This window comes from Streptomyces sp. PL-25 (assembly GCF_058344915.1).
The window spans coordinates 7,134,917-7,147,046 of the sequence record NZ_CP136997.1 but is presented as its reverse complement, the minus strand read 5'-3'; the positions used below and the strand labels follow the sequence as shown (position 1 = coordinate 7,147,046).

The 12,130-nt window shown below is 75.0% G+C and carries 11 protein-coding genes; 6 read left to right on the top strand and 5 right to left on the bottom strand.

Going from position 1 to position 12,130, the window contains the following annotated elements; translation table 11 throughout:
• Nucleotides 1-29 precede the first annotated feature (29 nt).
• The 4 genes from R4Z62_RS31585 to R4Z62_RS31570 all read left to right on the top strand — a co-directional run bounded on the left by R4Z62_RS31585 (nt 30) and on the right by R4Z62_RS31570 (nt 4,736).
• Entirely contained in the window at nt 30-713 is a 684-nt protein-coding gene (locus R4Z62_RS31585) for a nucleoside/nucleotide kinase family protein (RefSeq protein ID WP_491521584.1), read from the top strand.
• Between the two features lie 86 nt (nt 714-799).
• The gene (locus R4Z62_RS31580) at nt 800-1,723 is read left to right on the top strand and encodes a MurR/RpiR family transcriptional regulator (protein WP_064536810.1); all 924 of its coding nucleotides are present in this window, start codon (nt 800-802) and stop codon (nt 1,721-1,723) included.
• Nucleotides 1,724-1,938: 215 nt separating this feature from the next.
• Nucleotides 1,939-2,322 (top strand): hypothetical protein, encoded by a 384-nt coding sequence (locus tag R4Z62_RS31575; protein ID WP_064536809.1) that lies wholly within the window; start codon nt 1,939-1,941, stop codon nt 2,320-2,322.
• Nucleotides 2,323-2,468: 146 nt separating this feature from the next.
• Nucleotides 2,469-4,736 carry a SpoIIE family protein phosphatase gene (locus R4Z62_RS31570; protein ID WP_355478964.1) on the top strand — a complete coding sequence of 756 codons (2,268 nt, stop codon included), beginning with the start codon at nt 2,469-2,471 and terminating at the stop codon, nt 4,734-4,736.
• Nucleotides 4,737-4,851: 115 nt separating this feature from the next.
• Here the strand turns inward: R4Z62_RS31570 and R4Z62_RS31565 are convergent, their stop codons facing one another.
• On the bottom strand, nt 4,852-5,382 hold the full coding sequence (locus R4Z62_RS31565) for a flavin reductase family protein (protein ID WP_491521583.1): 531 nt from the start codon (nt 5,380-5,382) through the stop codon (nt 4,852-4,854).
• Between the two features lie 168 nt (nt 5,383-5,550).
• Between R4Z62_RS31565 and R4Z62_RS31560 the strand changes: the two genes are divergently transcribed.
• On the top strand, nt 5,551-5,964 hold the full coding sequence (locus R4Z62_RS31560; RefSeq protein WP_064536807.1) for a Zn-ribbon domain-containing OB-fold protein: 414 nt from the start codon (nt 5,551-5,553) through the stop codon (nt 5,962-5,964).
• Here the strand turns inward: R4Z62_RS31560 and R4Z62_RS31555 are convergent.
• Entirely contained in the window at nt 5,855-7,231 is a 1,377-nt protein-coding gene (locus tag R4Z62_RS31555) for a glycosyltransferase 87 family protein (protein ID WP_491521582.1), read from the bottom strand. The genes R4Z62_RS31560 and R4Z62_RS31555 overlap by 110 nt on opposite strands.
• A gap of 412 nt (nt 7,232-7,643) precedes the next feature.
• Between R4Z62_RS31555 and R4Z62_RS31550 the strand changes: the two genes are divergently transcribed.
• Nucleotides 7,644-10,418: an alpha/beta hydrolase family protein gene (locus R4Z62_RS31550; RefSeq protein WP_491521951.1), complete on the top strand. Its 2,775-nt coding sequence runs from the start codon at nt 7,644-7,646 to the stop codon at nt 10,416-10,418.
• Nucleotides 10,419-10,454: 36 nt separating this feature from the next.
• On the opposite strand, the gene R4Z62_RS31545 is transcribed toward R4Z62_RS31550, so the two are convergent.
• The 3 genes from R4Z62_RS31545 to R4Z62_RS31535 form a co-directional block, all read right to left on the bottom strand.
• Entirely contained in the window at nt 10,455-10,841 is a 387-nt protein-coding gene (locus tag R4Z62_RS31545) for a PPOX class F420-dependent oxidoreductase (RefSeq protein WP_064536804.1), read from the bottom strand.
• Between the two features lie 215 nt (nt 10,842-11,056).
• Nucleotides 11,057-11,242 (bottom strand): hypothetical protein, encoded by a 186-nt coding sequence (locus R4Z62_RS31540; RefSeq protein WP_026252877.1) that lies wholly within the window; start codon nt 11,240-11,242, stop codon nt 11,057-11,059.
• A gap of 110 nt (nt 11,243-11,352) precedes the next feature.
• The gene (locus R4Z62_RS31535) at nt 11,353-12,051 is read right to left on the bottom strand and encodes a L,D-transpeptidase family protein (RefSeq protein WP_064536803.1); all 699 of its coding nucleotides are present in this window, start codon (nt 12,049-12,051) and stop codon (nt 11,353-11,355) included.
• Between the last annotated feature and the right edge of the window lie 79 nt (nt 12,052-12,130).

Genomic DNA, 12,130 nt, shown 5'->3' with positions numbered 1-12,130 from the left:
GCGTCCGGCCGGGTGACACACTGGCGGATGTGCCGCTCGCCTTCGACGACCTCCTGGCCCGTGCCCGCGCCCTGCCCCGCCCCGGCCACCGCGCGATCCTCGGCATCGCGGGCAGCCCCGGCGCGGGCAAGTCGACCCTGGCCGAGCAGTTGGTACGGGCCCTGAACGGCACGGCCGAGCCGTGGGTGGCGCATGTCCCGATGGACGGCTTCCACCTGGCCGACGCCGAACTCGAACGGCTCGGGCGCCGGGACCGCAAGGGCGCCCCGGACACCTTCGACGCGGCGGGGTACGCGGCACTGCTGCGGCGGCTGCGCGAGGAGTACCCGGGCAGCGCGCCGGGCGGGGGCGAGGTGGACGGCGAGACCGTCTACGCCCCTGGCTTCGAACGCGTCCTCGAACAGCCGCTCGCGGGCGCGGTCCCGGTGCCGCCGTCCGCCCGGCTGGTCGTGACGGAGGGCAACTACCTGCTGCTGGACCGGGGCCCCTGGAGGCGGGTGCGCGCCCGGCTGGACGAGGTGTGGTTCTGCGAGCTGGACGAGGAGGAGCGGGTGCGCCGCCTGGTGGCCCGGCACGAGCGGTTCGGCAAGGGGCACGCGGAGGCCGTGGCCTGGGTGCGCCGGAGCGACGCGCGCAACGCCGAGCTGGTGGCCGCGACCCGCGCCCGCGCGGATCTCCTCGTCCCGGCGACCGCCCTTCCGGTCTGGCCCTGACCCGTACGGATCCGCCCGCGCGACCACCGGTCATGACGGTGAGTGAGCTATGTTGAAGCGCTGTGGGAGACAAAGGAGGCGCCTCGGTGCCATCGCCGCAGCAGGCTCGCGCCCAGGCGTCCGCGATCACCTCGGGCACGTCGGTCCCGCGGACGCAGGCCGCACCGGCCTCGCAGCTCAGGGCGCTCTTCGACGGACCCCAGCTGTCCCCCGGGCAGCGCCGCATCGCCCAGTACCTGATCGAGAACCTCGCCGAGGCGGCCTTCCTGTCGGTCACCGAACTGGCGGACCGGGTGGGGGTCAGCCAGCCCTCGGTGACGCGGTTCGCGGGCGCGGTCGGCTTCAGCGGCTACCCGGCGCTGCGCGAGCGGCTGCAGTCCCTCGCGCTGGCCGGCCTCGCCGGCGGCCCCGGCCCGGTCGAGGAGGACCGGGGCAACGAACTCCAGGCGGCCGTCGACGCCGAGATCGAGAACCTGGAGAACCTGCGCCGGGACCTGGCCGACCCCGAGCGGGTGATCAGCGTGGGCCGCGCGCTGTCCCGGTCGGCGCCGCTGACCGTGCTGGGGCTGCGCATCTCGGTCTCACTCGCCGAGTACTTCGCCTACGCGGCCCGGCGCATCCACCCGGACGTGCGGCTGGTGACCCGCGGCGGCAGCGTGGCCTACGACGCGCTGCTCCAGTCCCGGGAGGCGGGCGGCACCTGGGTGCTGGCGTTCTCCATGCCCCGGCACGCCCAGGAGACGCTGAACGCGGTCCGGGTCGCGCGCGGCGCCGGGCTCAAAGTGGCCCTGGTGACGGACCTGGCGCTGGGTCCGGTGGCGGACGAGGCCGACGTGACCTTCGCGACCGGCACCGGTTCCCGGCTGGTCTTCGACTCCTACGCGGCGCCCGGCATCGTCTGCGCCGCCCTGCTCCAGGCGATGACGGACGCCGACCCCGAGCGGACCCAGGCCCGGCTGGAGGAGTACGAGCAGGTCGCCGACCAGCACCAGTTCTTCCTGAAGGACTGACCGGCTCCGGTCCTCCGGCCGGTCCGTCGCCGCGGCGGTCGGAACGCGGGCGCGCCGCGGTGGTCGGAACGTACGCGGACCAGCCCCCGTAAACCCGGCATGAATGTTTTCATACGCCTTGCAAAGCGGATGGCATATATAAATACTGCTCACGGATCGCGGCCCGGCTCCCTGCGTCGGCCCCCTCCACGACGCACGCCGCACACCCGGAAGCGATGACCATGCCTGTGACCACCACGCGTGTCAGCCCGGACTGGCCCTGCCAGGTCAAGCCGCCCGGCAGCTACGACTGGGAGCGCTCGGCGGTCAGATGGCTGCGGGACCTGGTCCCCGCCCGCTACGGCAGCTACCCGGCGCTGCTGCGCCATCCCGTACTCCTCGCCCGCCATGCGCAGATCCAGGTGCAGCAGGAGGTCAGGGTGGCCCGCACCGCCCTGCAGACCGCGCGCGCCGACCTGCCGCGGCTGGGCCTTCCCGAGTCGGTGATCGAGCACACGATCAAGCTGTACGCCGGGGAGCTCCTTCAGCTCCAGCACATCGCGCGCAGTGTCCGGGCGGTCACCGAGGCCCTGCTGCGGCACGGCGGCGCGGGTCGCTGAGGCACTGCCGCCGGGGCCCGCCCCGCCCGCCTCTCCCCCGCCCGGCCGCCGGCCGGGACGCAGCTGAGGCACCCCCGGAGCGCCCGCTCGCACAAGTATCCGATCTGGCCGTGATCGGATCAGGTCATCTGTGCGATGCTCGACCCGTGACCGGCGATTCCGTGTTCTCCAGGGAGTCCGGCGGCGCGCCCGGCACGGCGGCGCCGACCGGTACGGCTGCCGTGGTCGAGCGGGCCAAGGGCGCGCTGATGGCGCTCACCGGCTGCTCCCCCGAGGCCGCGCACGAGGATCTTCTGCGGCGGGCCAAGGCCGCGCACCGCACCCTGACCGAGGAGTGCTGGATCGCCCTGGGCACGCTGGTGCCGCCGCTGAGCCATGCCGCCGGGTCCGCGACCGCCGACGAGGAGGCCGAGGGCGCCGTCCTGGCCGGGCTCGGGCGGGCGCTGACCCATGTGGAGACCCCGCCGGACCTCGCCCGGTGCCTGCTGGCCCACCTCGCCGGGCCCGTGGGCGCCGACGCCGTGCTGATCCACCGCTGCCCGCCGTCGGGCGAGCCGGTGCTCATCGGGTACGCGGACACGGACGGGACGCGGGCGCGGCGGTGGCGGGACGTGCCGCCGCCGGCCGGGACCGGCGGCACCGGCGAGCGCAGCGTCCGCGCGCCGCGCCGGACGGAGCACACCGTCTGGCTGCCCGTGGCCGGTACGGACGGCGCCGAGGTCGTCGTCGGCGTGCTGCGGGAGCGGGCGGACCCGTTCACTCCCCGCACCCGGGAGCTGCTGCGCCATGTCTCCTGGCTGTGCGCGGGGCGGCTGCGCGACCTCGGCGCGGGACAGGGCCGCCCCGGCTCCTCCGGAGCGCCGCGGCCACCGGTCCCCGCGCCCGCGTCCCTGCCGGTGGACGGCCTGTTCGCGGCGCTGCCCGGCGCGGTCCTGCTGCTCTCCCCGCTGCGCTCGCCCTCGGGTGACGTGGAGGACTACCGCGTGGACGCCGCCACCGCGCAGAGCGCCGACGTGCTCGGTCTCGACGCGGGCGACCTCGTCGGGCGGCGGCTCCTGGAGTGCCGGCCGGACGCCGCCGGGGAACCGCTGTGGCAGAGCTGGCTCGCGGCCCTCGACACCGGGGAACCCCGCGAGAGCGAGCCGTTCGCCCGGCGGACACCGGAGCCGGGGACCGACCGGCGGGAGCCGCCGCAGTACGTGGTGCGGGCGGTCCCGCTGGGCGACGCGCTGGTGGTTAGCTGGCTGCGGCACGACGCCTCGGACCGGCAGGCGCAGCGCCTGGCCGAGCTACAGCGCCTCGGGCGGCTGGGCTGGGCCGTCTGGGATCTGGTCACGCATGAGGCGGCCTGGTCGGACCAGGTCCATCTGCTGCTCGACCGCGACCCCGCGCTCGGCCCGGTCCCGGTGGAGCTCCTGCCGGACCTCGCCGTGCCGGAGGACGGACCGGCGCTCGGCCGGGCGGTACGGGAGCTGCTGCGCGACGGCACATCCTTCGACGTGCCGTTCCGGGTGCGGACGACGGCGGGGCTGCGGCATCTGCGGGCGGTCGCCGAGACCGTCGTGGACACCGCGGGCCGGCCGGTGGAGGTGCACGGCTTCGTCCAGGATCTCACCGCGCAGCGCAGCGCCGAGCTGGCCCTGGTGGAGAGTGAGCGGACGATGCTCGCCCAGGACGGGGTGCTGCGGGCGGAGCGGATGCTCGCGGGCCGCCTCCAGCACGCGCTGCTGCCGCTCCCCCGCCACGCGGTGCGCCTGGCCGGGCTGCGGGTCGATGTCACGTACCTGCCCGCCGAGTCCGGGATCCACGTCGGCGGCGACTGGTTCAGCGCGGTCGAACTGCCGGACGGGGACGCGCTGTTCGTGGTCGGCGACGTCGCCGGGCACGGGATCGACGCGGTGGCGACGATGGCGCAGCTCCGGTTCACCGCCAAGGGCATGATCTTCACCGGCTCGTCGCTGACCGGGGCGCTGGCCCGCCTCAACACGCTGCTGCTGCACTCCCGCGACACCAAGGGCACCGCCACCCTCGTCCTGGCGCGCTACGAACCGCGCGAGCGCCGCCTCGTCTGGGCCCAGGCCGGCCATCTGCCGCCGCTGCTGCTGCGCCGGGGCGAACCGCGGTACCTGGAGCGTCCGTTCGGCGTGCTGCTGGGAGCGACCGAGACACCGGTCTACGCGGAGGCCGAGTGCCGCCTCGAACCCGGGGACCGGCTGCTGTTCTACACGGACGGACTGGTCGAACGGCCCGGCGAGAACATCCAGCGGGGTCTGGAGCGGCTCGCCCGGAACGCGGCCGCCCACCACGCGGACGCGCCCGGCTCCCTGGTGCCGCTCCTGGGGTCGATGCTGGAGGGCGAACGGCGCGACGACGTGTGCGTGCTGGACGTACGCGTGCCGGGCGAACCCGCGTAGTCGGCGCGGTCGGCGCACCCGGTGCGAACGGCGTACCCGGTGCGACGGGCAGGCCGGACGTGTGAGCAGGACGTGTGAGCAGGACGTACGGAACGGACGCGCGGGCCGGGCGCGTTCAGCCGGCCGGGTGTCCCGGTGTGATGTCCAGGGTGTCCGACAGGCGCAGCAGCGGCGTTCCGCCACGGCTGTCCCGGTCGTCCCTGTCGTCCCGGCCGCCGGAGTCGACCGGGTCGAGCACGAAGCCGACATGGTCCCCGCCGTCGGCGCGCCCGACGACGCGGCCGACGAACCAGGCGGGCGCGTCGTCGAGGACGACGGCGCCGTCGGGCCGCGCGGTGCGGCGCAGACCGGCGAACTTGTCGACGCCGTCGTCGCCGGTGCGGCCACCGAACAGGGCGGCCAGCGCGTGCTGTTCCCGGGTCAGCGTGTGCACGGCGAGCCGGTCGGCACGCCCGGCCACCCGGAAGGTCCGGTTCGCCCGGGACAGCCACACCACGAACCGCAGCGGGTCGAGGGAGCACTGCGAGGCGAACCCGACCAGGCAGCCCGCGCGCTCCCCTCCGGCCGCCGCGGTCACCACGTACATCTCGGGGTCCAGCCGTCCGACGAACGCGTCCATGCCCGGTGCACCCGATGCGTCCCGCATGTCCCGCTCCCTTCCCGTCCCGCCCTCGCGAGATGGTACCCAGTACCTTTACGCACGGCACTGAGTGCCATACCCTGTCGTGTGCACGGCGGCACCGCGAGCCGCCCCCGCCCGTGCACGGGTACCCCGGCAGGCGGGATTCCGGCCCAGCGCAGGGAGTTGACCAGCGTGTACCACCCCTCAGGAAACGAGACCGGTGCGGCGGCCGGCTCCGCGACCGGTCTGCTCGAACCCGCGGCCGGTGACCGGGAGGCACTGACCTTCCAGCGCTGCACCTGGTGCGGTACGGCGATGTACCACCGGCTGCTGTGTCCGGTGTGCGGGGGCAGCGAGCTGCGCACCGAGCGCAGCGCGGGCACCGGCACGGTCCGGCACGCCGCGATCGTGCACCGCAACACGCCCGCGGCGCGCAATGTGTCGATGGTGGAGATGAGCGAGGGTTTCGTCGTGCGGGGCAGGGTCATGGGGCCGCTCATCGCCATCCACGGCGGCGACCGGGTACGGCTGACCACCGCGAAGGACCCGGTGCGCGGCGAGCCGGTCTTCCAGCTGCTGGACGAGCCGTACCGCGCCTGGAGCTGACGGCGGCCCCGTCCGGCCGGAGCGGCGACCGCCCCGCGACGGCGTCGCGGACGTGCTCCGGTGACCCGGCGGGTCCCGTGTGCCGGGCAGCGAGGGCCAGTACGAGGAAGGTCAGCAGCGCGCAGCCGGCGTAGACACACCCGGGCCAGGCCAGCGCCCACGGATACGGGTCGGGCCGGGAGAGCCGGTCCTCGGCGCCGATCAGCCGGGGCACCAGCCGGGCCCCGGTGACGGCCGCCCACAGGACGAGCACGGTCCGGGCCGCCGCCCGGGTGCGGTGCGGGCCGTGCGCCAGCCAGATCATGGCGGGCAGGCACCAGATCCAGTGGTGGCTCCAGGAGACCGGGCACACCAGCAGCCCGTACAGCTCCACCGTGACGAGGACGCCCAGCGGGTCGTCGCGGCGCAGGGCGGCGCGCAGGGCGCCGGCCGCCGCCAGGGTGACCAGGGCGAGTGCGGCCCACCAGAGCGCGGTGCCGACCGCGTCGTGGCCGAGGAGCCGGGTGAGCGCGCCGCGCAGCGACTGGTTGCGCACCGACCACACCGGGCCGACGCGCCGTGTGTCCGTCACCAGACCCGACCAGTAGCGCTCCGACTCGCCCGGGGCGATCCACCAGGCGAGCCCCACGGCGGCGCCGCCCGCGGCGACCGCCCAGCCGGCCGCCCGCCACTGCCGTGTGGCCAGCAGATACGCCCCCGCGACGGCCGGGGTGAGTTTCAGCGAGGCGGCCAGCGCGACGGACGTGCCGCGGACGGCCGCGCGGCGGCCGAACGCCAGGCCCCCGACGACGGCCCCGCCCAGCAGCAGGTTGATCTGGCCCTGGTCGAGGGTGTGGCGCACGGGTTCGAGCCAGGGCGCGGCGGCGGCCCAGAGCAGCGCGCGGTCCCGGTCGCCGCCGGACCTGTGCGGCAGCAGCCGGAGCGCGCCCGCCGTGACGACGAGCACGGCGGCCAGGGAGGCGGCCCGCCAGAGCACCACCGCCGCCGTCCAGGGCAGCCGCGCCAGCGGCAGCAGCACCAGCGCGGCGAACGGCGGGTAGGTGAAGGGGAGTTCGGGGATGGGCGGCCCGGTGCGCACCACCTGGTCGTAGAGGCCGCCGGTCAGGACGTGCGGCGCGGCCTCGTGGTAGACGCGCAGGTCCAGCGGCTCGGCCGGACTCAGGAACGCGGTCAGCGCGTACAGCGCGAGGGATCCGGCCAGACACCACCCGGCCCGGCGCGTCAGCCACCGGCCCGCGCGCCGCCCGTGGACCGCGGTCCTCTTCACCGCACCACCTCCGTCGCCTCCGCGCCACCGGTCGCCCCGGCCACCCGCCTCGTCCGTGTCCCGCCCCAGGAACGACCGGTGCCCCACCGGCGTCACCGGTGATACGCCGACGGAGTGTGGTGCGGGTGTACTCCGGGCGGCCCGCGGCCGACGACGGGGCGAGGACGCGAACCGCGCGGTGGCCGCGCCGTGTTGACACTGGCGTGATCATGTCGCTGACGTCGCGTCACTCACGCCTCACAGGCAACCCACAGCCCATCTGCCCCGTCCTCCGGGGCACCAGTGGCCCCCGGTACCGACGGGGCGCCGCGTCCGAGCACCGGAGGAAGCCCGTGTTCCCAGGAGTGTTCCGAGGAGGGGACCGTTGATCCGCGTCCGTCGAATAGGGGTCACCGCCGTGGCGTTGCTCGCCATGGCGGGAGCCGCGCCCGCGTCCGCACAGGCGGCGGGGGCGGCGCAGGACCGACTGCCGTCCGCCGCAGGGCAGTCGGCGGCGGCCGGTGACAGCGGCACCGGGCTCCCGCCCGGCTGGCGCGTCACCGGGTCGGGCGACGCCCGGCAGTTGGAGTGGCACACGGGCACCCCGGTGCCCATGGGCGACGCGCGCGTCGAGTTCTACGCGGGCGACCGCCTGCTGGGCCTGCCGCGGCCCGGCGGTGACGGCCGTACGTTCCGGCTTGACCTGAGCGCGGCCCGCACGAAGGGCCTCAAGAAGCTGACGGACCTCCAGGTCCGCGCGTCCGGCCGCAGACTGGACGCCGAGGAGAAGTCCGGGGCCGCGCAGGCACCGGGCCGCCGCGGCGCCCTGGCGGCGGCTCAGCCGCCCGCCCCGCTCCCGGCGGGCAAGGTCGACCCGGGCAAGCCGGGCACCTACCGCACCACGACCGGCGAGTACCGGCTCAAGTCGGTCCGGCTGCCCGGCCTTCCGGCCCCGGTGGAGATGCAGGCCGTGGTGGTGACGCCGCAGGGCGCCACCGGCCGCCGCCCGCTCGCGCTGTTCCTGCACGGCCGCCACGCCCCCTGCTACACCCCGCACAGCGACGAGGTGTCCGGCGACTGGCCGTGCCCGGCCGGCTCGCTGCCCATCCCCAGCCACCGCGGCTACCTCCAGGACCAGAAGCTGCTGGCCTCGCAGGGGTACGTGACCGTGTCCATCGCGGCCAACGGCATCAACGGCCAGGACTGGCAGGCCGAGGACGGCGGCGCCCAGGCGCGTTCCTCGCTCGTGCGGCAGCACCTGGCCCGCTGGGCGGACTGGGCCGCGCACCCGGCCACGGCACCGGCCGCCGTACGCCGGGGCCCGGTGGCCGACCTGTCGCGGGTCCTGCTCGTCGGGCACTCGCGCGGCGGCGAGGGCGTCAACCGCGCGGCCATGGACAGCCTGTACCCGCCCGCCGCCGACCAGGACGGCTATCACGGCAGGACCCGCTGGCACATCAGCGGCACCGTGCTGATCGGCCCGACGATCTTCGGCCAGAATCCGGTCGCCGACGTCCCGTCCGCCACGCTGCTGCCCGGCTGCGACGGTGACGTCTCCGACCTCCAGGGCGAGGTGTACGTGGACGGCACCCGCGGGGTCAGCCGCGGCACCGCCCTGCACAGCGCCGTGTACGTGGTCGGCGCCGACCACAACTTCTTCAACACCGAGTGGACGCCGGGCAAGGCCGTGGCGCCCGCCGACGACGACTTCTACGAGGACCCGGACCAGCGCGACCCGGTATGCTCCCCCGGGACCGCCACCCGGCTGACCGCGGACCAGCAGCACCGGGCCGGCGCCACCTACATCGCCGCCGCCGCGCGGCTGTTCGTCGCCGGGGACGACCGGGTGCGTCCGCTGCTGGACGGCTCCGGTGTCCGGGCGCCCTCCGCCGACCCGGCGCGGGTGCTCACCCACGCGGTCGGCGCCGGCCGCACCGGCGGTCTGCTGCCCGACGGCCCGCTCACCGTGACCGGCGGCGGCGCCCGGCTGTGCTCGGCGGTGGACCCCGACGCGTCCGCCGCCTGCCTCGACGAGGACACTCCCGGCCGCTCGCCGCACTTCGCGCAGTGGGACGCGGACCGGGAGGCGGGCCGCCGCGCGGTCGCGCTGCGCTGGTCCGCCGCCGGTTCGGCGGTACGGATCCGGCCCGGCTCCCCGGTGTCCCTGAAGGGCGCCGAACAGCTCGCGCTGCGCGTGTTCGTCCCGCCGAACACCACCGGCACCCGGCTCGACGTGGCCGTCACCGACGCCGCCGGACACCGCGCGGCCCTCGGCACGGTCCGTGCCGACGGTCTGCCGGGCACCGAGCGCACCGCCTCCTACTGGGCGCGCGAGGTGCGCGTCCCGCTGGCCGCCGCCACCCGCGCCGGGCTCGATCTGCGGCGGATCGCGTCGCTGGAGCTGACCCCCCGCACGCGTACCGGGCAGGCCTGGCTCATGGACGCCTGGGGCTGGCGTCCGGGCACCCCGGCGGTGCGGGCCGCCGCGCTGCCCCGCGTGGACGTCGGCCGGCTGACGGTCAAGGAGGGCGACTCGGGCGAGCGCACCTACCGGGTGCCCGTGCGGGTGTCCGGGCAGGGCAGCGGCCAGGTCCGGGTGTACGTCATCGACCCGGTGACGAACGAGGCGAAGGACCGGCTGGTGACGGTGCGGCCGGGCGGGCACTCGATCGACGTGCCGGTCCTGGTGCGGGGCAACACCCGCTACAGCGCGGACGTGGCGAACGACATCGTCGTCAAGGCGGTGCACGGCGCGGTGGTCGGCTCGCACCGGGGCGGGGTGACCGCCCTGAACGACGACCCGGAGCCGACGGTCACGGTGACGCCCGTCGCCGACCGGGTCACCGAGGGCGAGACGCTGAAGTGGCGGGTGAACCTGTCCGCGGTCGCCGACTCGGACATCGCGGCCATCTTCGTCGTGCAGCCCGTCACGGACGGCCCGGAGCTGTCCACCAAGGACGTCGACCCGCAGTGGCTGTCGGACACCACCGGTGAGTCGCCCGACCCCGAGCGTCCGCTGTCCTCCCTGGGCATGTACCTGTGGGCCGCGATCCCGGCGGGCGAGCTGAGCACCGAGCTGAGCGTCCCCACCGTCCGCGACCAGGTGGCGGAGCAGCCCGAGCGGGTCCGCATCGCGCTGACCGGCGACGACGGGCAGGTGCACGAGGGCCTGCCGGTGGTGACGGGAACCGTCCTCGACGCCTCGTAGGACGCACCGGCACCCCGGGTGGCTCCCGTGCGCGGATCAGCGCGCGGGGGTCACCCGGATCCCCACGGTGCCCCGCTCGCCCCTGCGCAGCCTGCTGCCGAGCAGGGTGAGGCGGCCGATCAGCCCGTACTTGCGGGCGATGAGACTCCGATAGCGCGCGGTGGTGTCCCGGTCGCAGATCTCCGCGGTGGCGGGCAGCTGGTCGCCGGTCGGGTGCCCGCGCACGTCGCACGGGCCGACCAGCACGTCGGCGCGGGCGCGGATCCGCTTGACCTTCCAGGAGTCGGCGGCCGTCCACACGCCGAGCGCCGCGCCGTCGCGCACCACCCAGACGGGCGTCGCCACGGGCGTACCGTTCTTGCGGTAGCTGGTGATCAGCACATACTTGCCGGCCCCGAGCCGTGCCACCGGATCCACGTCCATGCCTGGCATCCTAGGCCGGTTCCGGTGCTCGGCGCCGGGACTCGGGACAGGGAACGACGGCCGCGGTGGCCTCGCGTGTGACCGCGCGGCGGGTGCGGGGGTGCTGACAGTGCGCCCCGGCCGGAAGGGCCGGGGCGTGCGGGACGGGGGCTGCGGGAGGAGCGGGGAACCGGTGCCCGGCGGCGGCCAGGGGCACCGACCGGGACGGCGGCGGGTCAGGCCGCCTGGTCCGAGACCGGAGCGGCCGTGGCCCACTCCATCACGAGGCGCTGGTACACCTCGCGCTGCTCGGTGGTCAGTGTCCCGCCGGACCTGCGCCACAAGGCACGGATCTCCTCGTTGACCTCCGCGGCCGATCGCTCGGAGGCGGCTTCAACAGTGGTGGACATGCTGTGAAGCATATGCCGATCGATGTGAAGACGGAGTGAGTAAGTACGACCGAACCGGACATAACGGACCGTGTTGCTGCTCACGTCGATCCGGGGCGGCCCGCCCCTCCCGCGCCCGTCCCTCAGGTGCCCGGCTTGCGGCCGTAGACGAAGACGTCGTCGCCCTTCTTCAGCAGCGACCAGTACTTCTTGGCGTCCTTGGCGGTCATGTTGACGCACCCGTGCGAGCCCGGCGGGTTCCACACGCTCACGCCGACCGAGTGGAAGGCCTCGCCGCCGTCGAAGAACTGGCTGTAGGGCATCTTCACGTGGTACAGCGTCGACACGTGGTCGATGTGCCGCCAGTAGATCTTCTTCAGACCGGTGCGGGTCTCGTACTTGTCCCGGCCGGTGCGCACCGGCACGGGGCCGTACACCAGACGCTTGCCGTCCTGGATCCAGCTGAGCTGGAGCGTGAGGTTCACGCAGGCTATGCGGCCCTTGTTGGTCGGGCACCTGCCGTCCTTGTTCGGGTTCTTCCCGACGGCCTTCTGCTTGTTCATGAGATCCATCACGCCCCAGGTGACCGGGCCCGCGTACCCGATCGTGGGCGTGATGCCGTGCTTGCTCTGGAAGGCCTTGATCGCCTTGCAGTCGGCGGCCGACTGCCGGCCGTCGGCGGGACGGCCGAGGAACTTCTCGACCTTCTTCTGGTACGGCCCGGTCGACGCCGTGCAGCTCGTCGCCGCCTGGGCCGGTGCCGTGCCGAGCGCGAGTGCGAGCGGCGTCACCAGTCCGGTGACGCCCAGCACCACGGCGCCTCGTCTGCCCATCTGCCTCATGCTGGGCTTCCCCCTCGGTTCAGTCGTGTGTCCGCGCTTTCCGGACACTTCCGGACAGCTAGACCGCCTCGGGACCGTG